Annotated in this window: 20 protein-coding genes; 12 read left to right on the top strand and 8 right to left on the bottom strand. The window is 55.3% G+C overall.

Annotated elements, in window-relative coordinates:
• Nucleotides 1-135 precede the first annotated feature (135 nt).
• The 3 genes from sstT (at nucleotide 136) to STH12_RS09625 (ending at nucleotide 2,738) form a co-directional block, all read left to right on the top strand.
• Nucleotides 136-1,359: a serine/threonine transporter SstT gene (gene sstT, locus STH12_RS09635; protein WP_126167349.1), complete on the top strand. Its 1,224-nt coding sequence runs from the start codon at nucleotides 136-138 to the stop codon at nucleotides 1,357-1,359.
• A 94-nt stretch (nucleotides 1,360-1,453) separates the two neighbouring features.
• On the top strand, nucleotides 1,454-1,957 hold the full coding sequence (locus STH12_RS09630) for a CIA30 family protein (RefSeq protein WP_126167348.1): 504 nt from the start codon (nucleotides 1,454-1,456) through the stop codon (nucleotides 1,955-1,957).
• A 487-nt stretch (nucleotides 1,958-2,444) separates the two neighbouring features.
• A complete protein-coding gene (locus STH12_RS09625; RefSeq protein WP_237158820.1) occupies nucleotides 2,445-2,738 on the top strand; it encodes a hypothetical protein in 294 nt (97 codons plus the stop codon).
• A 117-nt stretch (nucleotides 2,739-2,855) separates the two neighbouring features.
• Here STH12_RS09625 and STH12_RS09620 read toward each other — a convergent pair whose 3' ends face one another.
• The 3 genes from STH12_RS09620 to STH12_RS09610 are packed head-to-tail and all read right to left on the bottom strand — an operon-like array spanning nucleotide 2,856 to nucleotide 4,697.
• A complete protein-coding gene (locus tag STH12_RS09620) occupies nucleotides 2,856-3,530 on the bottom strand; it encodes an RluA family pseudouridine synthase (RefSeq protein WP_126167346.1) in 675 nt (224 codons plus the stop codon).
• Nucleotides 3,531-3,590: 60 nt separating this feature from the next.
• The gene (locus tag STH12_RS09615; protein ID WP_126167345.1) at nucleotides 3,591-4,103 is read right to left on the bottom strand and encodes a protein disulfide oxidoreductase; all 513 of its coding nucleotides are present in this window, start codon (nucleotides 4,101-4,103) and stop codon (nucleotides 3,591-3,593) included.
• The gene (locus tag STH12_RS09610; RefSeq protein ID WP_126167344.1) at nucleotides 4,104-4,697 is read right to left on the bottom strand and encodes an acyl carrier protein phosphodiesterase; all 594 of its coding nucleotides are present in this window, start codon (nucleotides 4,695-4,697) and stop codon (nucleotides 4,104-4,106) included.
• 377 nt (nucleotides 4,698-5,074) lie between these two features.
• Here STH12_RS09610 and queA point away from each other — a divergent pair, with 377 nt between their 5' ends.
• From queA to STH12_RS09565, 9 genes are all read left to right on the top strand, one after another.
• Nucleotides 5,075-6,112, top strand: coding sequence for a tRNA preQ1(34) S-adenosylmethionine ribosyltransferase-isomerase QueA (gene queA, locus STH12_RS09605; RefSeq protein ID WP_126167343.1), 1,038 nt, complete (start codon nucleotides 5,075-5,077; stop codon nucleotides 6,110-6,112).
• A gap of 151 nt (nucleotides 6,113-6,263) precedes the next feature.
• Nucleotides 6,264-7,388: a tRNA guanosine(34) transglycosylase Tgt gene (gene tgt, locus STH12_RS09600; RefSeq protein ID WP_126167342.1), complete on the top strand. Its 1,125-nt coding sequence runs from the start codon at nucleotides 6,264-6,266 to the stop codon at nucleotides 7,386-7,388.
• 26 nt (nucleotides 7,389-7,414) lie between these two features.
• Nucleotides 7,415-7,750: a preprotein translocase subunit YajC gene (gene yajC / locus STH12_RS09595; protein ID WP_126167341.1), complete on the top strand. Its 336-nt coding sequence runs from the start codon at nucleotides 7,415-7,417 to the stop codon at nucleotides 7,748-7,750.
• An 18-nt stretch (nucleotides 7,751-7,768) separates the two neighbouring features.
• Nucleotides 7,769-9,619 (top strand): protein translocase subunit SecD, encoded by a 1,851-nt coding sequence (gene secD, locus STH12_RS09590; RefSeq protein WP_126167340.1) that lies wholly within the window; start codon nucleotides 7,769-7,771, stop codon nucleotides 9,617-9,619.
• 13 nt (nucleotides 9,620-9,632) lie between these two features.
• Nucleotides 9,633-10,580 carry a protein translocase subunit SecF gene (gene secF / locus STH12_RS09585; RefSeq protein WP_126167339.1) on the top strand — a complete coding sequence of 316 codons (948 nt, stop codon included), beginning with the start codon at nucleotides 9,633-9,635 and terminating at the stop codon, nucleotides 10,578-10,580.
• A 207-nt stretch (nucleotides 10,581-10,787) separates the two neighbouring features.
• The gene (locus STH12_RS09580) at nucleotides 10,788-11,105 is read left to right on the top strand and encodes a putative signal transducing protein (RefSeq protein ID WP_126167338.1); all 318 of its coding nucleotides are present in this window, start codon (nucleotides 10,788-10,790) and stop codon (nucleotides 11,103-11,105) included.
• A 74-nt stretch (nucleotides 11,106-11,179) separates the two neighbouring features.
• Nucleotides 11,180-11,539, top strand: coding sequence for a rhodanese-like domain-containing protein (locus STH12_RS09575; RefSeq protein ID WP_126167337.1), 360 nt, complete (start codon nucleotides 11,180-11,182; stop codon nucleotides 11,537-11,539).
• 8 nt (nucleotides 11,540-11,547) lie between these two features.
• Nucleotides 11,548-12,459, top strand: coding sequence for a precorrin-2 dehydrogenase/sirohydrochlorin ferrochelatase family protein (locus STH12_RS09570; protein ID WP_126167336.1), 912 nt, complete (start codon nucleotides 11,548-11,550; stop codon nucleotides 12,457-12,459).
• Between the two features lie 17 nt (nucleotides 12,460-12,476).
• A complete protein-coding gene (locus STH12_RS09565) occupies nucleotides 12,477-13,019 on the top strand; it encodes a YaeQ family protein (protein WP_126167335.1) in 543 nt (180 codons plus the stop codon).
• Nucleotides 13,020-13,123: 104 nt separating this feature from the next.
• On the opposite strand, the gene STH12_RS09560 is transcribed toward STH12_RS09565, so the two are convergent.
• The 5 genes from STH12_RS09560 to STH12_RS09540 all read right to left on the bottom strand — a co-directional run bounded on the left by STH12_RS09560 (nucleotide 13,124) and on the right by STH12_RS09540 (nucleotide 20,960).
• Nucleotides 13,124-15,538 carry a S8 family serine peptidase gene (locus STH12_RS09560; RefSeq protein ID WP_126167334.1) on the bottom strand — a complete coding sequence of 805 codons (2,415 nt, stop codon included), beginning with the start codon at nucleotides 15,536-15,538 and terminating at the stop codon, nucleotides 13,124-13,126.
• A 528-nt stretch (nucleotides 15,539-16,066) separates the two neighbouring features.
• Complete coding sequence (locus tag STH12_RS09555) at nucleotides 16,067-16,453, bottom strand: rhodanese-like domain-containing protein (protein ID WP_126167333.1); 387 nt, start codon at nucleotides 16,451-16,453, stop codon at nucleotides 16,067-16,069.
• A 34-nt stretch (nucleotides 16,454-16,487) separates the two neighbouring features.
• Nucleotides 16,488-16,703: a YgaP family membrane protein gene (locus STH12_RS09550; protein WP_126167332.1), complete on the bottom strand. Its 216-nt coding sequence runs from the start codon at nucleotides 16,701-16,703 to the stop codon at nucleotides 16,488-16,490.
• 24 nt (nucleotides 16,704-16,727) lie between these two features.
• Nucleotides 16,728-19,949 carry an efflux RND transporter permease subunit gene (locus tag STH12_RS09545; protein ID WP_126167331.1) on the bottom strand — a complete coding sequence of 1,074 codons (3,222 nt, stop codon included), beginning with the start codon at nucleotides 19,947-19,949 and terminating at the stop codon, nucleotides 16,728-16,730.
• A gap of 15 nt (nucleotides 19,950-19,964) precedes the next feature.
• Nucleotides 19,965-20,960 carry an efflux RND transporter periplasmic adaptor subunit gene (locus STH12_RS09540; protein WP_126167330.1) on the bottom strand — a complete coding sequence of 332 codons (996 nt, stop codon included), beginning with the start codon at nucleotides 20,958-20,960 and terminating at the stop codon, nucleotides 19,965-19,967.
• Nucleotides 20,961-21,007 lie beyond the last annotated feature (47 nt).

Below are 21,007 nucleotides of genomic sequence, written 5' to 3'. Positions count from 1 at the left end.
GCGGGCCTTTATCAGGCCTTTGCTGGACAAAGTCGCTCAGTTTCGATAAAACCCAAAGCCAGGCACTGAGCTTTCCAACATATCAGTGCCATTCTGCCGTCAAGGCACATAACGATAATAACGACAGGTCAAGTCATGAGTACTGAAAAATCATTGCTGGCAAATGTTGCCGGTGGCAGCCTGGTGCTGCAAATTTTTGTGGGGATCCTCGCCGGTGGCGCGCTTGCAGCTTACAGTCCGTCGACCGCCAATCAGGTCGCCTTTCTTGGTGACCTTTTCGTCAGTGCGCTTAAGGCCATTGCCCCTGTGCTGGTGTTTGTGCTGGTGGCTGCGTCTATCGCCAATCAGCAAACCGGCTCACAGACCAATATGGGCCCCATTGTTGTGCTGTATTTGATTGGCACCTTTGCGGCGGCACTTACCGCGGTACTGATGAGTTTTGCCTTTCCAACCAGCCTGATTTTGATTGATGCCGCCTCCGGCTCCAATCCGCCACAGGGGATCAGCGAAGTATTGAACACTCTGCTGTTCAAGCTGGTGGATAACCCGGTGAATGCGCTTATCAATGCCAACTATATCGGCATTCTTGCCTGGGGTGTGGGGCTTGGTGTGGTGTTGCGTCACGCCAGTGCTGCCACCAAAACCGTGCTGCACGATGTGAGCCACGGGGTATCCCAGCTGGTGCGTTTTATCATTCGTTTGGCGCCCATTGGTATTTTCGGCCTGGTGGCTGCTACCTTTGCTCAAACCGGATTTGAGGCGCTCACTGCCTATGCCCGACTGCTGGGTGTATTGCTGGGAGCCATGGCGGTTATCGCCTTTGTGGTCAATCCGCTGATCGTGTTTTTGAAAATTCGTCGTAACCCTTATCCGCTGGTATTCAAGTGCCTGCGCGAAAGTGGCGTGACGGCCTTTTTCACCCGCTCAAGCGCGGCCAACATTCCGGTGAACATGGCGCTGTGCGAGCGTTTGAAGCTGCATGAAGACACCTATTCGGTGTCTATTCCCCTTGGTGCCACCATTAATATGGCAGGCGCTGCCATCACCATCACAGTGCTGACGCTGGCGGCGGTGCATACCCTCGGAATTGAGGTGGATTTGGCCACGGCGCTGCTGCTAAGTGTGATTGCGGCGGTATCGGCCTGCGGCGCCTCTGGCGTAGCCGGTGGTTCCTTACTGCTGATCCCGCTGGCCTGTTCACTCTTTGGTATTTCCAACGATGTTGCCATGCAGGTGGTGGCGGTAGGCTTTACCATTGGTGTCATTCAGGACAGTGCCGAGACCGCGCTGAATAGCTCCACCGACGTGCTTTTTACCGCAGCAGCCTGTGAAGCGGCGGAGCGTAAACAAGCCAGTTAATTGCCTCCGGCTTTGCATATCGCTGAAAAAGCGGCAGTATTAAATTACTGCCGTTTTTTTATTGGCACAGCAGACGAGAAATCAGGAGGTAAGTATGCGGCTCGTCGATTTTACCGCGCTGGACAGTACGCGAGACTGGTACAGCGTGACGGACTCGCTGATGGGAGGCCAGTCCCGTGCACAATTACTCACATCGCCCAAGGGCCATGGATTGTTCACCGGTCTCGTCTCGCTCGCCAATGGGGGAGGATTTGCCTCTGTATATCTGGACTTTGAGCCTAAGGATGTCAGCGCCTATCTGGGGGTAGAGCTTGAGATTGAAGCGCCACAGCGGCTGTTTAAGGTCAATCTGAAGGACGTGGCTTGCGGCGACCGGCACGTGTATCAGGCGACGCTGGGGGAGGTGCACAGCGAGCAGCGTCATTGGCGTCGCTATCGGATCCCATTCAATCACTTTGTGGCCATGCGCCGCGGCTTGACGGCCATGGCGCCGCCGCTTGACCGTTTTCAGGTTTGTGGTTTTGGTCTGGTGGCCGGCGATGGTGTGGAAGGGGAGTTCAGCCTCGCCATCAGAAGTATCTCCTTTTACAAGCATTAATCCAAAGCGTGTCAGGCAGGCACCGCAGTGTGGGGCCTGCTTTTTGCCAGCGGCAGAGCGGGTGGCGCTGCCGATTGGCCGTTTCTTTTTGCCAGGCATACCTTCTGCCAAGGACAATCCCATCTATCAAAAAGCACACGACTGCGACTTTGCCGTGACCGAGGCGTGCTGGCGTTTTTGCTTTACGCGGCGGCGTCGAAAATTTACGCATAAATAGTGATATTGCTCGCGTTTTTATTTTCCAGCTGAGTTACACTTCCCGCAAACAGAGACCGGAAATAAAAGTAGTTGTTTATCACAGACTTTTATCCGTATCTTCACCGAATTTTAACGATTTAAGCTGGTTTAACGGAGAAAAGAGTCAATGGCGGCTATGCTGAATGCAGCAGAGGTTTTTGGAATGTTTGCTGCTGCGCAAATTATGCATAGGGATTCAACCGTGTCTGCATTTGAAAAGCGTCGGCGCCTGTCCGGGCGGGAGGCAGAAATGAGTGTACGTGAGCTGATGGGACGTTGGGTTGACGAAAGACCCGATCAAGGTGACAGCCTGACTCTGTATAAAGAGGATGGCCGTGTCTTTTTGGAAACCTGGTTCAGCGACGGCTGCCACAGCCGTGATGAGATGCGTGTGACCGAAACCGATTCCGGACTTAAGCTTGAAGATCTTGGTGGTAACTTCTTCGGTGAGTATTTTATGGTAACTCAGGCCGGGCTTGAGTTCTGTAACCATCGCGGCAGCTATTACACCGCGCCAGCCAGCGACGAAGTGCTGGTTGCTTAAGCTTGCCCGAATTGTTGGCTTGAGCCTTAGGGAGCCAAGCCGCAAGGCAAGAATTAACGAGGCTGCGCGCGATTGTTATAGCGCGCAGCATTGATTTTCTGTGATAACGGCGCCGTATTAAAACGGTGCTGGGCTCTCAAACTGCATCGGCTTGTTTGACCAGGGGTGACTGAATTCCAGTCTCTGGGCATGCAGGCACAGCCGCTTTCTGGCACTTTCCACCGTGCCGTCTCCAAACGCCATTTCCCTGCCGTAAAACTCATCGCCCAGAATGGGGTGACCTAAAGCCAGCATGTGCACCCGCAACTGATGGGTCCGGCCAGTTTCCGGCATCAATGCCACCAGGGTTGAGTTGTCACGTCGCTCCAGCACCTTGAAATGGGTCACTGCAGGGCGGCCTTCTGTCTTATCGACCTTCTGCCAAGGCGGATTGCTTTTGTCTTTGCCAAGCGGCAGGTCGATGGTGCCTTCATCCAGGGCCATGTCTCCTGCCACCTCGGCAAGATACAGCTTGCCGGTTTGGCGGTTCTGGAATTGGGTCTTGAGGTTGGATTCGGCTTTTTTACTGCGGGCAAATACCATGATGCCCGAGGTGGCGCAGTCCAGACGGTGCACCAGAATCGCACCCGGGTACAGCTGACACAGGCGGGTTATCGCACTGTCGTGGGTGTGGGCCGCCATGCCGGGATTGGATAACAGCCCCGAGGGTTTATTGATGATGATAATATCGCGGTCAATATAGCGAATATCGAGCCAGGGCACGGCTGGGGGGCGGTAGTCAAAAATCTCCATCACGCCTCCTTCATTGGCGCACACGAATTTAAGTGGGCGCATTCTACGAAGTTTCCACGACTATTGCAGCAGTTCGGTCAGCAAAAGCCGGGCTCTGAGCGCAGGTTCGGTGCTGACGCCGCGGGTAACAAAGCGCACTTGCCCCTTGGCGTCCACCACAAACAGTGATGGAAATCCGCTGACTCCAAAGTGATGACTGAGGGCACCATCGTCATTCAGTGCATCAAAGCCATAACCTTTTGCCTTGAGAAACGCCTTTACCTCGGCATCGCTGCCCGAATCGACCGCAATCGCCAGCACCGGATAATCGGCGCTTATACTGGCAACGGCGGGGGAGGTGAGCTTGCAGGCGCCGCACCACTCGGCAAAAAAGTACACCAGGGTAGCCTTACCTGATGCGGACGGCAGGCTGAGGCTGCTGCCATTCACTCCTTTGGCGGCAATCACAGGCGCGGCATCTTTCAACATATCTTTTTGAAAGTATAGGGATATGCCATAAAAAAGGCCGATGGCAATCAGGGCTTCGACCATCAGTCGTTTGGCTTTGCTGCGGGGTTTGGGCGTATCCGTCATTTACAGATATTGCTCAGGGGTAGTGCGGGCAAGGCGTCTGGCATAGGCCATCAGCTGCGGGTACAGGGTGCGAAAGGCAATTTCGAGCTCAATATCCAGCTCCTCAATCGCCTGTTCGGCGCCGTTGAATATCTCGGGATGGGACAAGCGGCTTCGCACGCCGTTGATGGCGGCGTTGATGCCCTGACGGTGGGCGTAGCTGCCAAACCAGTCTTCGGCCTGCATTTTTGGGGCAATGGCGGCGAGTTTCTCCGGCAGCTCCTGGCAGTCAAGCAACTGGGAATACGCCGAACGGCAAAACTCTGCCAATGGCTGGTGATGGTATTCTTCCCAGTCGCGGGCGAGGCGATGGTCAAAGCCGAGATCAATCAGGATTGGCGCGGCGCGGCTTAAGTGTTTGGGGAACTTGCCGAGCATTTCTTTAAAAATCTCATGCTCGTCGGTGATCTTGTCTATTTGTCGGTGGAGCCACAGCCCCTGTTGCAGCGCCTTGGGGAAGCGCTCAACCGGCCCCTTGGCAAAGTCGCCGGCGAGGTTAGCCGCCAGACTGGTACCACTGATGTCGGCCAGGTGCAGGTGTGCAAGAAAGTTCATAATTTGTACTTGGATTGACTCGGGGGTTCAAGGTATCATGCGCGCCGATGTCTAGGGAACCCATAAAATGCAACCATGGCCAAAGAGCCAAGGGGAACCCTTAAGGATGTGACATCAGCACCCTGAGTAATTGAGCACCTTGAGGAATCACGGACGATGTGGAATTGGTTCACGAAAGTCTTTGGCATCAAAAAGTCCCCCCAGCGCAGAAAGGTTCAGTTCGATATCCCATTCGAACAATTAGATAACCAACCCGGCGCAAAATCTGTCGAACAGCAAACCAACGGTAATAAGCCAGCACCCAAGGATCCTTGATCTTACCAGGCTCTGCCCCTAGACTACGCGCGTCTTTTTTGGCCACGGCGTGAGAGTAGTAGATGCGAGTTGCTGATTTTACCTTTGATCTTCCTGATGAATTAATTGCGCGCTATCCGATGGCGGAGCGCACTGCCTCCCGTTTGCTGCATCTGGAAGGCAATAGCGGCGCCCTGGCCGATCGCCAGTTTACCGATATCCTGGGGTTGATTGAGCCTGGCGACCTGATGATTTTCAATAACACCCGGGTTATCCCTGCGCGTCTGTTTGGCCAGAAGGCCAGTGGCGGCAAGCTGGAAATCCTGGTGGAGCGCATGCTGGATGACAAACGCATTCTGGCCCATGTGCGTTCATCGAAATCCCCCAAGCCTGGCGCCGAGATTATCCTCGATGGCGGCTTTAAAATGACGATGGATGCCCGTCACGATGCCTTGTTCGAGCTGTCGCTCAAGGACGATAAAACCATCCTCGAGGTGCTGGAAGCCGTGGGGCACATGCCGCTGCCACCTTATATCGACCGCCCCGATGAAGATGCCGACAAAGAGCGCTATCAGACTGTGTACAACGAGCGCCCAGGTGCGGTAGCTGCCCCTACCGCCGGTTTGCACTTTGACGAAACCATTCTTGACGCCCTGAAAGCCAAAGGCGTGGACATGGCGTTTGTAACTCTGCACGTGGGTGCAGGTACCTTCCAACCGGTGCGGGTCGACAATGTGCTTGAGCACAAGATGCACTCCGAGTGGGCAGAAGTACCTGCGGATGTGGTAGAGAAAATCCGTGCCACCAAGGCGGCGGGTAAGCGGGTCATTGCCGTGGGTACTACCTCGGTGCGTTCACTGGAGAGTGCCGCCAAAGCCAGCGAAGGTGAATTACAGCCATTTTGTGGTGATACCGATATCTTTATCTTCCCCGGTTTCGAGTTCAAAGTGGTCGATGCCATGGTGACCAATTTCCACCTGCCGGAGTCGACACTTATCATGCTGGTGAGCGCCTTTGCCGGCTTCGATGAAGTGATTGGTGCCTATCGCCACGCGGTTGAACAAAAATACCGCTTTTTCAGTTACGGCGATGCCATGTTTGTGACTAAAAAAGCCCCCTAAAGGCATTTTTTGCTTTAAAATGCCTGCCCAACCTTCTGGTTGGGCTTTTTTTTGGTGGCGGCGCCTTGAAGGGACATGCCGCCACCCCCATGTGAGTTGAATCGGCCATTTGGCCCCAATGCAGTCAGACTGTTTCTCTGACGAGGTCATTATGAAATTTGAATTGATTACCACCCAGGGTCGCGCCCGTCGCGGCAGACTGGTTTTCGAACGTGGCACAGTGGAAACCCCGGCCTTTATGCCAGTGGGCACCTACGGTACGGTAAAGGGCATGACCCCTGAAGAAGTGCGTGCCACCGGCGCCGATATTCTGCTGGGCAACACCTTCCACCTGTGGCTGCGCCCCGGTGAAGAGATCATGCGCAAGCACGGCGATCTGCACGACTTTATGAACTGGCAGCGTCCTATTCTCACAGACTCGGGCGGCTTTCAGGTATTCAGCCTCGGCGATATCCGTAAGATCACCGAAGAAGGGGTACATTTCCGCTCGCCTATCAACGGCGAAAAGATTTTTATGGATGCCGAAAAGTCGATGCAAATCCAGCATTCTCTGGGCTCCGATGTGGTGATGATTTTCGATGAGTGCACGCCTTATCCGGCGACGCACGATGAAGCACGCAAGTCCATGCAGATGTCACTGCGCTGGGCTCAGCGTTCACGGGATGAGTTCGACCGCCTGGAAAACCCCAACTCACTGTTTGGGATTATTCAGGGCAGCGTGTACGAAGACTTGCGTGACGAGAGCCTCAAGGGGCTGCTCGAAATTGGTTTTGACGGCTATGCCGTCGGTGGTCTGGCGGTGGGTGAGCCCAAGGCTGACATGCATCGAGTACTTGAGCATGTGTGCCCGCAAATTCCTGCTGACAAACCACGCTATCTGATGGGGGTAGGTAAGCCGGAGGATCTGGTTGAAGGCGTACGTCGGGGCGTTGACATGTTTGACTGTGTTATGCCAACCCGTAATGCCCGCAACGGCCACCTGTTTACCAGTGAAGGCGTTATCAAGATCCGCAATGCGCGGCATCGCGACGACACTTCACCGCTGGACGCCAAGTGTGATTGCTATACCTGCACTAACTATTCCCGTGCATATTTGCATCACCTGGATCGTTGTAACGAAATCTTGGGAGCCCGGCTCAACACCATCCACAACCTGCGTTATTACCAAAGGTTGATGGAGGGTTTGCGCGGCGCCATCGAGACAGGTACATTAGACGCCTTTGTTGAGGACTTCTATACCAGTCAAGGGCGCGAAGTTCCTGAGCTAAAAGACTAACAATCAAGCAATAAGAAGAGAAATCTATGTTCATTTCAAACGCGTATGCCAATGCAGCAGGTGCCGCTCCCCAGGGCGGTGGTACCATGGAACTTGTGATCATGCTCGGCCTGTTCGGTCTGATTTTCTACTTCATGATCTTCCGTCCTCAATCCAAGCGCGTCAAAGAGCACAAAAACCTGATGTCCTCCCTCTCCAAGGGTGACGAAGTGCTGACCAGCGGCGGTATCCTCGGCAAAATCGCCAAGATCTCCGAAGACAGCGACTACGTTGTGCTGGCGCTGAACGACAGCACCAACATCACCATTAAAAAGGACTATATTGCGGCGGTATTGCCTAAAGGCTCTATCCAGTCCCTGTAAGCCAAGAGGGCTAAAGGCGTGCTAAATAAATACCCAATGTGGAAGAACATCATGGTGGTGCTGGTCATCGCCATTGGTGGCTTCTATGCGCTGCCCAACCTGTTCGGCGAAGATCATGCCGTACAGGTGGTGGCAACCCGTGGTGCCGAAGTCAACGCGACGACCCAGTCGAACGTGACCGAGGCCCTGACTGCCAAAGGTATTGGCGTTAAGCGTTCTGAGTTGGAAAACGGCCAGTTGCTGGTTCGTGTTGCCAACGCCGAAGATCAGCTGACTGCCAAGGAAACCATTGCTGAGCTGCTGGGCGACAAATACACAGTTGCCCTGAACCTGGCGCCTGCTACTCCTGAGTGGCTGGAATCCGTCGGTGGCAGCCCGATGAAACTCGGTCTTGACCTTCGCGGCGGTGTGCACTTCCTGATGGAAGTGGACATGGGCGAAGCCATCCGCAAGATGGAAGAAGCCAAGATTGCCGATTTCCGTGGTCAGCTTCGGGAAGAGCGCATTCGCTATGCCGGCGTGCATCGCACTGTGCGTGGCATTGAGATCAAGTTCCGTGATGCCGAGACCGTAGGTCAGGCAGAACGTTTCCTCAAAAGCCGCAGCAACGACATGGTGTTTTCTGATATCTCCAGTGGTGAAAACTACGTACTGCTGGCGGTTATGAGCGAGGCGTACCTCAAGCAAATCAAAGAGGAAGCCCTGCAGCAGAACATCACCACCATTCGTAACCGTGTGAACGAGCTGGGTGTGGCCGAGCCTGTGGTGCAGCGTCAGGGTGCCGAGCGCATCATCGTTGAGCTGCCCGGTGTGCAGGATACTGCCCGTGCCAAGGAAATCCTGGGTGCGACAGCCTCGATTGAATTCCACATGGTAGATGAAAAAGCCGATGTGGCTGCTGCGGCGAATGGCCGTGTGCCAGCGGGCAGCGAGCTGTATCAGCGCCGCGAAGGTGGTCCGGTTGTACTGAAGAAAGAAGTGATGCTCACCGGTGACCATATCACCGGCGCCCAGCCTTCGTTCGACGAATACAGCCGTCCACAGGTTGCCATTCAGCTGGATGCCAAGGGCGGGGAAATCTTCTCCAACGTCACCAAGGACAACATCGGCAAGCCGATGGCGACCCTGTTCATTGAATATAAGGACAGCGGTGAGCGTAACCCAGACGGCAGCGTAAAAATGCGTAAAATCGAGGAAGTTATCTCGGTTGCTACCATTCAGGCACGCCTTGGCCGTAACTTTGTTATCACGGGTCTGACTCACAGTGAGTCGCAGAATCTGGCACTGCTGCTGCGTGCCGGTGCCCTGATTGCCCCTGTGTCCATCGTCGAAGAACGTACCATTGGTCCAAGCCTGGGTGCGGAAAACATCGAAAATGGCCTGCAGGCAATGATTTGGGGTATGGCTGTGGTACTGGCATTTATGCTGGTGTACTACCGTGCCTTCGGTGTGATTGCCAACCTGGCGCTGTGTGCCAACCTCATCATGGTAGTGGGCGTGATGTCCATGATCCCGGGTGCGGTACTGACCCTGCCGGGTATTGCCGGTATGGTGCTGACCGTGGGTATGGCCGTTGACGGTAACGTGCTGATTTACGAGCGTATTCGTGAAGAACTTCGTGCCGGTCGCAGCGTGCAGCAAGCCATCCACGAAGGTTACGGCAACGCCTTGTCGACCATTGCCGACGCCAACATCACCACCTTTATCACCGCGCTTATTCTGTTTGCCGTGGGTACTGGTGCGGTGAAAGGCTTCGCCGTGACCCTGATGATTGGTATCGCTACTTCTATGTTCACGGCCATCGTGGGCACCCGCGCGATTGTTAACGCCCTCTGGGGTGGCAAGCGCGTGAAGAAACTGTCGATTTGAGGGAGCCAATACCATGTTTCAGCTTTTAGATATCAAGGGCTCCATCAACTTCCTCAAGCACGCGCTGCCCATCAGTATCCTGTCTGCCATTTTGGTAGTGGGCTCGCTGGTGTCGCTGGCTACCCGTGGCATTAACTGGGGCCTGGATTTTACCGGTGGTACCGTGGTGGAGATGGAATTCTCCAAACCGGCCAACCTGGAGACGCTGCGTAACAACCTGACCGAGCCTGAAGTTGCCGGCGCTGTGGTACAGAACTTCGGTTCAAGCCGCGACGTGCTGGTGCGTCTGCAGGTACGTGAAGGCGTAAAGAGTGACGATCAGGTTCGTGTGGTTATGGCCGAAGCCATGAAGCTCGACCCTGAAGTCGCCCAGAAGCGGGTGGAATTCGTCGGTCCGCAGGTGGGTAAGGAATTGGCAGAGCAGGGCGGCCTCGCAGTACTGGTGGCGCTTATCTGTATCCTTATTTACGTGTCGTTCCGCTTCGAGTGGCGTCTTGCCGCAGGCTCGGTGGCCGCACTGGCACACGACGTTATCGTGACTCTGGGTGTATTCTCGCTGCTGCAGCTTGAGTTTGACCTCACCGTACTGGCGGGTCTCTTGACGGTAGTGGGTTACTCCCTTAACGATACCATTGTGGTATTCGACCGTATCCGTGAGAACTTCCTCAAGATGCGTAAGGGCAGTCCGGAAGAAGTGGTTAACACCTCTATCACCCAGACCATGAGCCGTACCATCATCACCACAGGCACAACGCTTATTACCGTTGTGGCACTGTTCCTCAAGGGCGGAACCCTTATTCACGGCTTCGCCACGGCGCTGCTGCTGGGTATTGTGGTGGGTACCTACTCGTCCATCTATGTGGCGAGTTACCTGGCCATTCGCCTCGGTATTAACCGTGAGCACATGATGCCTGTGGAAGTGGAAAAAGAAGGCGCCGATCAGCCTTCCATCATGCCCTGAGGCTGATGTCCTGTGAAAGACCACCCTTAGGGGTGGTTTTTTTATGGCTGACTTTTGCCGACACCGAACAGCATGTTTTAAAAATGTTAACAATGACACATTTTCAGCGCTCGATTTTCAAGCAGTTTGCCGTTAGCATGGGCTGACCCCGGCCGCAGCGCGGCGGGCGACAATTACAAGAGACAGCAGTGGTTGTAGGAAAGTCCGATGGAAGAAAGAAAATGTTTGCTGGCCGGTGGCAACTTGCTGCAGGCGCATACCTGGAAGGGATTACTGCAGGCTTGTGGCATTCAGGTGGAGCTTAGGGGCGAAGCGCTCCTTGGCGGCGTGGGTGAATTGCCGGTGGATCTGCAGAATGTCGAGCTGTGGGTGAACGAGTCCGAGCTTAAAAAGGCCCAGAGTCAGCTCGAAAGCCTTGCCTGCGACCGACCCCAATGGCAATGCATCAACTGCCATGAGATGAACGAAGACAGCTTCGAGCTCTGTTGGCAATGCAGTGCCGAGCGCAGCGAAGCCCACAACTGATGGAATTATGCTGACTTGTGAAGCGCTTGGCGTCACACTACACTGGACGCAAACAGCATCATAAGGAATTCAAAATGCAGCATAATCCAGGATTTCTTGCCTTGGTTGAGTCTGTGCTTCCCAAGGTGACCGAGCTTTCCATCGAAGACTATCAGGCCGACGACAGCTGGCAGCTGCTCGATGTGCGCGAAGATCATGAATGGCTGGTCAATCATCTCCCCGGCGCAAAGCATTTGGGCCGCGGCATTCTGGAGCGGGACGTCGAAACCCGTTTCCCTGATAAAGATACCCCGTTACTGCTTTACTGCGGTGGCGGTTACCGCTCGGCACTGGCCTGTTATAACCTGCAGCTGATGGGCTACACCCGGGTGGCGTCACTCATTGGCGGCTACAAGGCCTGGGTGGCGCGCAACCTGCCGCTGGTCAACGAATAGGGCCTGTCATGCAGTATTTTCCGCTTTTTATTGATACCCACGAGTTACCGGTACTGGTGGTGGGCGGCGGCGATGTGGCCGCCCGCAAGCTTGAGCTTTTGTGCCGAACCTATGCCAGGGTCAGGGTGATTGCCCTTGAGGCCTGTGATGAGGTGAGGGCAATCGGAGCCGCCGGTAAAATTGATCTCAGCGAACGGGCTGTTACCGACGAGGATATCCGTGACGTGCAGCTTGCTTACCTTGCCACCAACGATGAGGCGCTTAATGTGCGTTTGGCGGCGGTCGCCCGCAGCCGAGGTATTCTGGCCAATGTTGTGGATAATCCTGCCCATTGCCGCTTTATAACACCCTCTATCGTCGATCGGGGCCGACTGGTCGTGGCTATCAGCACCGCCGGCGCCGCGCCTGTGTTTGCCCGGGATATCCGTGCCCGGCTCGAAGCCTGGTTGCCCCCCTCGCTGGCACCGCTGTTTGATTTTATTGCCGAGCGGCGGGTGCAGGTGCAAAACCGCCTTGACAGCGTGCCGGAGCGGCGCCGCTTTTGGGAGCGTTTTTTTACCCTCAATGGCGACAGATTTGACGGCAACACCCAGGATCATTTCGACGATGCGTTTGAGAACATAGCCGCGCAGGGTGAGCTTTTGCTGATTGATGAAGACACTTCGCCACGGCTGCTGCCAATTGCCGCTATGGCGATGTTGCAGCGCCTCGATTGCATCGCCAGCAACTTAACTGTGCCGATGGAGCTCAATGAGCTGCTGCGCCGCGACGCAGACCGCGCTGCCCAACCTGCCATCGGTGAGCTCGAGCATTGGCTTGCGAGCGGCAAGCGGGTGCTGGTGTATGCCGCTGCAGCCGACATCAAGGCGCTGCGGGCGCATTTCCCCCAGGCCAGGCATTTGAGGGCCGGTGCGCTTTAACGCGCGGCGCAGAGCTGATGACGCTCAAATCCGATATTCACAAGCTTACCCTGTCCATTACCGACCTTGGCCGCAGCTATGTGGCCGAGCATAAGCTCACGGTGGCCCGCCACCCGTCCGAAACCGAGCAGCGGCTTATCGCCTTTGCCTTGAATGCATCGCCCACGCTTAAATTTGTCGGTGAGCTTTGCAATCAGGATGAACCAGAGCTGTGTGAGCCGGGACTCGATGGTCAGTACCGCCTGTGGGTGGAGTTTGGCCTTGCTGATGAAAAGCGTATCAAACGCGCCTGCCACCGCGCTGACAGGGTACTGGTGTGTGCTTACGGCGGTCAGGATTTGGCATTGTGGTGGAAGCAGCATCAGGGGAAATATACCCGCATTGGCCAACTCCAGGTGCTTGCCTTTGACAACCAGCAGCTTGATGCGATGTTGCCCTTTGTCGAGCGGGGTATGCACCTTGCCATCACCATTGATGAAGAAGGCAGTTTGCTTATTTCAAACGGTCTGCTGGGTATGAGTTTGCAGCCAAAGCTGCTTAAATCCTGGAGCTTGGATTAACGCATTTAAGCCATTGGCGTAAAGCCAAGCCTTTAGCAGAAATCTAAGCCATTCAAGTAAATAAAAAAGGAGCCCAATGGCTCCTTTTTCTATGGGTTAACAGATTACTGGAAAGACAGGGTCCAGGAATCGATATAGCCGGTGTCGCGGCGGGCGCTGTCAACAGCCTTCAGCTTCCAGGTACCCTGAGACTCGATACCTGAGGTGTTCACTGTGTAGGTCTTGTTGATGTTGTCAGTGCCTGAGCCTGTGTTGTCGTGCAGCACGGCAACCTGGCCATTGGGGGCAATCAACTCAACCTGCAGATCACCGATGTAGGTATGAACGATGTTCACTTCCACGGTCACAGTGCCTGAGTCACCTGTGCGGGTCACGTTGATTGGGCTGGTGATCCCGGCGGTGCTGTTGTCAGGAATGTTGTAGTTGTCGGTGTTGGTGTAGCTCACAGGACCTGTGGTACCACCGCCATTGCCGCCACCATTGTTGTCGGTGTAGCTGGCAACCAGGTTCACACCGCTGAAGGCGCTGTAACCCTGAACCATCACATAGTAAGTACCTGCCTGGGCGTTGGCGATTGGGCAAGACTCGGTGTTGCCACCTTTCCATGGACGGCAGTCGTAGCTGCTGGTGGTTGGCGCTGCGCCGTACTGAACGTACAGGTCGGCATCACCGCTGCCACCGCTCATGGCGAAGTTCAGATCAGTGGCACCGGCGGGTACGTCGATGTAGAAGTGCAGTTCTTCAGCTTTGGCACCGCTGAGGTTGGACTTGGCTACGCCATTGGTCATTTCAGCATCTGAGCCACCATTTCCGCCACCGCCATTGGTTGGGCCGTCACAGGAAGCGTCCAGATACTCTTTGGCAGCCACAGCATCCACCAGACCGTAACCGGTTCTGTCGTCACGGCCGGCTACATCCAGATCTTCAGCAGTCGCACGCAGGGCAGCACGCACCTGAGCGGCGCTACACTCTGGGTGATAGCTCCACACCAGAGTCGCTACGCCGGACACGTGTGGGGTCGCCATAGAAGTACCGTTGTAGTACTCGTAGTCTTTTCCGCCTTCGTTGGAAACGGTAACAGAAGAGCCTACACGGCCACGCAGCGCCAGACCGGTGGCACGGTCAACCGATACAGACACCTTGGTCAGCTCGCTGTTGGTATCAACCACGAAGGGGTTTTGCAGGCCTGGCAGGTCGCTGTTTGAGTAAACGATGGTGGCAGAGGCACCGGCGTTTTGACAGGCTTTGGCTGCGTTGATTTCAGGATAGCTTGAACCCTGGTTGCCGATACGCTCAACCAGACACACTTTGCCGGTCATGTTACCGCAGTTGAATACGCCGCCTGACACGCTACATTCGGCCAGAGTGGCAGTCACAGTACCGTTGATTGGGGCTGGCGCATAGCTGGTACCAGATTTCACCAAACGGTTGTGCGGAACAACGCCGTTGTCGAAGTAAGACTGGCCGCCGATAACGATATCAGCCAGACGGCCTTCGCCGCGGGTCACGGTAGACAGAATGGCTTCACCGGGACCAGAGACTTCCACCTGATTGGTGTACTGGGAGAAGGCTGCATGGTGCTTGGTGCTGTCCACTGCGGCAACAGACACTACGCTGTCGTAGGACGCTGGGTAGCTGTGGGTGTTGTCGCCATCGTTACCGGCAGCGGCAATCAGCAGTACGCCGTTGTTGTAGTGAGCGGCAAGGGCATTACGCTCAGTGGTGCTGGAGCTTGCGCCGCCCAGCGACATGGAAACCACGTTGGCACCGTTGGCAACACAGGTGTCGATGGCGCTGACCAGACCGGATGAGTAGCCCCAGCCAGACTCGTTGAATACCTTGATTACGTGGATGTTGGCGTTGCGGTTAGGCAGTACACCCACCACGCCTTCGCCGTTGGCGATGGCGGCAATGGTACCGGCAACGTGAGTGCCGTGGGCATTGTTGTTGCCAGGCTCAAACCAGTTGCCAGTGCCTGAGTTGTTGGTTCCGGTAACATTGTTGCCGGACAGATCAGGGTGACCACGATCGTAACCTGAGTCGATGATACAGATGGTGCGGTTGCCGCTTAAGTTGTCTGCCAGCTGGGTGGCGCCCACGAAGGTTTGACCCCATGGCGTGGTTTCAGACAGCAGGCGACGTGGTACGTCTTCTTCAACAAATTCAACGTCGGCACGGGCGCGCAGGGCCTTGATGCCCTGATTGTCCAGCTTCACTGTATAAGCGTTGCTGCGGCCAATACGCTTCATTTCTTTGGCGCTGGCAGCGTTCAGGGCGCGGTGATGGCCAAATACCTCGTGGGTACGTGGCTGGTACTGCATGCTGTTGATGCTGTCTTGGGCGCTGAACAGTTCGGCGGCGGCGTTATTTTTGAACTTAACCACATAACGCTTTGGCAGAGGTGTGTGATCACCATCGGCAAACATGCCGTTGGCAGGAGCTGCGTGGACACCGGCTGAAATAGCCAGTGCCAGGGTTGATAAACCCAGGGCGAAAGTTTTTGTGTTTTTGCTTGTCATACTCGTCTTCCGTGTTGCAAGAGGCAGAACATATCGTTGTTATTAAGCGTCCGTTCGGTATAACTGCGAAAAAATCCGTTTTTCGGCAGTGAATGTATCCAGCGGTGACACAGTTGTAAATGACATGTAAACGGAATGGCGTGTTGCAGCTATGATACAGGTCAGAGCTGTTGTTTGAATTTATATTCACATTAGGCCGGTCATATTCAAGTTTGCCTTATGGATGTGAATCATTATTCGCGGGACTGAATGAGTCTTGTATCGAGGTCAGAAAGGCACTGCAGCAGAGGTGTTTCAGCTATAGCATTAAAATTATTAAAGATTTATTTCTCTTATTCTTATTGGGAATAAGTTATGCGAATGCTTGTGGTTCAATGGTGTTTTATAGTGCTGGATGCGTAAAACTGCATAAAAGCGCCATTTTTATGGCTGAGTCAATCGGATACCGCTTGCTGTGCGGCCTGCGTATTTTCATTTATGCAACAAAAAAGGCACCCAAAGGTGCCTTTTTGAATCGTCGCCTGTCCATTATTTGGATTTGGCGGCGCTTTCAGTCGAAGCCAGTGTTTCATAGGCTCCGCCGTTGTATGTATTGCTGTAACCGTCGGCTATCAGGGCGTCGTTGGCAACACCGCTGCGGCGGCCGCTGCGACAGTAGAGTACGACCTGAGTGTCTTTGGCGATACCGCGGGCGGCAAATTCGGCGCTGATCTGCTCGAAGGGGATGTTAATGGCGCCTTCGAGGTGTCCGGCGGCAAACTCATCCGGCGTGCGCACATCCACTACCATGGCACCCTGATGAATACGCTCCCAGGCGGCCTGGGGGTCTTTATCAGCTGCCACAGCAGTATTTGACGCCACAAGTAAGGTGGCAGTCAGCAGGGCAATATGCCAGATTTTGGCCAGTATCTTCACGGTATCTCCTTGATTATTATTTGAGTTTTTGCGCCTATTGTTTGAGCTTACAAAGCTCAGCCTCCGATTTTACCCCCATTTTGCGCATCAACATGGCAGCGGGGCAGAATCCGGTAAAGGCACTTTGGAACAGATTAGCGCCGACAAACACGGTAAGCCAGACAAAATTGTGGTTCACCCAGGCGGTGAGGGCCAGTGACAAGAGCACCATAAAACCGGCAAAAGCCATGATAGAACGTTCGAGTGACATAATTTCTTCTCCCAATAGCAGTGATTAGTGGGTCTCATAGCCGTGCCGCATAAAGGCATAATAGAGCACGGGGATGACGACCAGCGTCAAAATGGTTGATATAAAGATCCCGAAAATCAAACTGATAGCCAGACCGTTGAAAATCGGATCGTCCAGAATAAACAGCGCACCAATCATGGCGGCAAGCGCCGTCAGCATGATGGGCTTAGCCCGCACCGCGCCCGAGTGGATAACCGCCTGAGCAAAGGGCACGCCGCGGTCAACTTCCTGATTGATAAAGTCGACCAGCAAAATCGAGTTGCGCACTATGATCCCCGCCAGCGCAATCATGCCAATCATGGAGGTGGCGGTGAACTGCGCCCCAAGCAGAGCATGACCTGGCATTACCCCAATCACGGTCAGCGGAATGGGCGCCATGATGATGAGCGGCACCAGATAGGAGCGGAACTGAGCCACCACCAGCAGGTAAATCGCTATCATGCCCACCGCATAGGCGATACCCATGTCACGGAAGGTCTCGTAGGTGATTTTCCACTCGCCATCCCACAGCACGGCCACTTCGGTCAGCCCTGAGGGTCGATTCACATAATGCTGGGCGTAACCCATCTCCTCGCTGTCAGTGATGGTGCCGGCCATCTCGAACATGCCGTAGAGTGGGCTGTCCAGTGGGCCTGCCATATCCGCCACCACCATCACCATAGGGATGAGGTTTTTGTGGATGATAGGCGCATCAATCACCCCTTTACGGATAGTCACCAACTCAGATACTGCTACCTGACCGCGGCTGCCGGGCAGCGTCATGCCCATGATGGCATCCAGATCCAGTTTGCTGGCTTCTTCAAGCTGCAAACGGATAGGCACCGGGCGGGAGCGATTGTCGATGTGCAGTACGCTCACATCCTTGCCGCCCACCGAGGTGGCTACCAGATCCACAATCGAGCCATAGGGCACCCCAAGGAGTGCGGCTTTGCTGCGATCGATAAGTACCTGCCACTTTTGCTGTGCGGCTGGCAGGAAGATGTCCATATCGACAACATCTTCGGTGGTTTTAAATACGCCCAACACCTTGCGGGCCGCTTCCTGACGCAACTGCTCATTCGGGCCGTAAACCTCGGCCACAATCGGCGACCACACCGGCGGGCCGGGGGGCACTTCCACCACCTTGACGTTGGCATTGAAACGGCGGCCAATCTCCTGCAGCGGTCCACGCACCGCCAGCGCAATGCTGTGGCTGTCGCGGCTGCGGTGTTTCTTGTCCACCAGATTTACCTGAATATCGCCAAGTTCGGGGCTTGAGCGCAGGAAGTAGTGACGCACCAGGCCGTTAAAGTTCATCGGCGCGGCTGTGCCTGCGTAGAGCTGCATATGCTGCACTTCTTCCACGCTGGCAAGCTCATCAGCCAGTGCGTGCAGCACCTTGAGGTTTTCCTCAAAGGTGGTGCCCTCCGGCATGTCCACCATCACCTGGAACTCTGACTTGTTGTCAAAGGGCAACATCTTGAGCACCACCGCCTGCAGCGCAGGCAGGGCCACGGCAACCATGATAAGCCCCACAATTCCCAGCCCCAGACCGAGGCGTGCCTTGCGGCCTTCATCGCCGCCAAGGAAGGGGCCAATCAGGCGGGTGAACAGGCGTACCATGCGCGGATCTTCACCGCCATGGGCGCCGGCATCATTGGCTGACTCACCATGGTGCTCATGGGATTTGAGCAGCTTGCGACTGAGCCAGGGCGTGAGCACAAAGGCTACCGCCAGTGAAATCAGCATACCCATGCTGGCGTTGATGGGAATTGGGCTCATATAAGGGCCCATCAGGCCGGAAACAAACGCCATCGGCAGCAGGGCGGCAATCACGGTGAAGGTCGCCAGAATTGTCGGGCCGCCCACTTCATCCACGGCCACCGGAATAAGCTCCTTCATCGAGGTCTTACCCATGGCCATATGGCGGTGAATGTTTTCCACCACCACAATGGCGTCATCTACCAGAATGCCGATGGAGAAGATAAGCGCGAACAGCGATACCCGGTTTAAGGTAAAGCCCCAGGCCCAGCTGGCAAACAAGGTCAGCGCCAGGGTGATGATAATCGCAATGCCCACCACCAGGGCTTCACGCATCCCCATGGTAAAGAGCACCAGCACCACCACGGCAGCAGTAGCAAAAATCAGTTTAAAAATCAGCGTATTTGATTTGTCGGCGGCAGTTTCACCGTAGTTGCGCGACACAGTGGCGTGCACATCGGCCGGCAGCAGGGTGTTTTCCAGCACCGCCAGACGTGCAATCACATCATCGGCAATGTCCACCGCGTTCATGCCGCTTTGTTTACCAATGGCGATGGTGACCGCTGGATAGCTGCCGTCTTTATTTACATGCTGCACCTGGGCGCGGGGCAGGTCGCTTTTCAGGCTCACTTCGGCCAGATCCGCCAGATACACAGGCTCGCTGTGGCCGCTGGCGCCGCTGCGGACCGCCACCACCAGATCGCGCACATCATCGACACTGCGCAGGAACTGGCCGGTTTGCACCTTGATTTCCTGATTGTCCTGCACCAATGGCATGGGCATGGAAATCTGATTGTTGCCCATCAGCGCCTGATTAATATCGGCATAACTGAGGCCATGTGCCGACAGGGCGGCCGGATCAATGCGCACATTGAGAACCAACTCATGTTGTCCGAGGGTGTAGATCTCGCGGGTGCCGGGAATGCGCTTAAGCTCGGTTTCCAGCCCACGGGCAACATGAGTCAGTTGTTCTGGGGTTGTCTGTTTCGATTCTGACCACAGCGTCAGGCTGACAATGGGCACGTCATCAATGCCACGGGGCTTGATTAATGGCTCACCAACGCCTGCGCCGCTGGGCAGTTTGTCGAGGTTGGAATAAATCTGATTGTAGAGCGCCACTATGGCGTCGTTGCGTTTTACCCCAACTTCAAAGATGGCAATGATCAGGGCGCCATCGGGCTGAGAGAATGAGTAAAGGGTGTCTATACCTTTGATTTCAGAGATAACCTGCTCGGCAGGCAGGGTCACCAAATGTTCCACCTCCGCCGGAGTGGCACCGGGGAAGGGGATAAAGACGTCGGCGAAGGTCACATCGATTTGTGGCTCTTCTTCTTTGGGGGTGATCATTACCGCAAACAGGCCTAAAAGCAGTGCCAGCAGCGCCAGCAGTGGCGTGATGGCACTGGCCTGGAAGGCGCTGGCGATACGGCCCGAGATCCCGAGTGCAGCTTTGTTTGAGTCAGTCATGGCTCATCCTCAACATCAGTGGGCTTTAACGGCGTAGCCATCAATGGCAATGATGTCGCCATCGCTAAGGCCAGAGAGAATAGAGACCTTGTCGCCCTGAACCTTGCCGGTGCGAACCTGTGTCAGCACAGGTTTGTCGCCGTGCATCAGGTAAACGGCGCTGAGCTCGCCGCGCTTAACCAGCGCCGAGGTGGGCACCAGCAGCATGGGGCGTTTGCCCTGCACAAAGCTGGCCTTGGCCCAGCTGCCTGGCTGAACGTCAGTGCCCTGCGGCAGGTCGATACGCACCTGATAGCTGTGGCTTTGTGGCGAGGCGAAGCTGAAGATGGTCAGCGCATCTGAATCCAGAGTGCGGCCATCGGTCAGGGTGACACTCACTTTTGGGTTGGCTTTCAGACCGTCGAGATAACGGCCGGGTACCTGCATCACTGCGCGCATGTGTTCGGTGCCAAACCCTGACAGCAGCGGCTGACCGGGGTTAACTGTTTCACCCAATTCGATATGACGCTCGGTGAGCACACCGGCAAAGGGGGCATAAACAGTGGTGTAGCTTAAGGATTCACGGGCACGCACGATGGCGGCATTGGCGGCAGTGACGGCCTGCTCGCTGCTTTTGGCACGGGCAATGGCTTCATCCAGGCTGCCCTTGGAGATGGCGCCCTTGGGAAACAAATCCTGATAGCGTTTTAAGGTGGCCTGGGCCTCGGTATTGACCGCAATGGCGCGGGCGTAGTCGGCTTCGGCGGCGGCCAGCGATGCCCCTTGCTCCTTGCTGGTGATCTCCAGCAGCGCAGCACCGGCAGGCACCAGGTCATTGACATCGAAGTGGATTTTCACGATACGGCCCGAGGTTTGGGCTGATACGGTGGCGGCCTTGACCGGTTCAATCAGGGCGTCCAGAGTCAGCAGCTGGTCTTCCTCAGTGTGTTGTACCTTGATGGTTTGGCCGGCAGCGGCACCCAGGCTCAGGGCAAGAAAAGAAGCGCCCATGAGCAGTTTGAAAGAGGTCATAACAAAGCTCCCAAAAGTTCCATGAGAAAATTCTAATGAAAAGTTCA

The sequence above is a fragment of the Shewanella khirikhana genome (assembly GCF_003957745.1).
Lineage (GTDB): Bacteria > Pseudomonadota > Gammaproteobacteria > Enterobacterales > Shewanellaceae > Shewanella > Shewanella khirikhana.
Note: the sequence above shows the minus strand (reverse complement) of the source record. Positions and strands in the feature narration are given on the sequence as shown.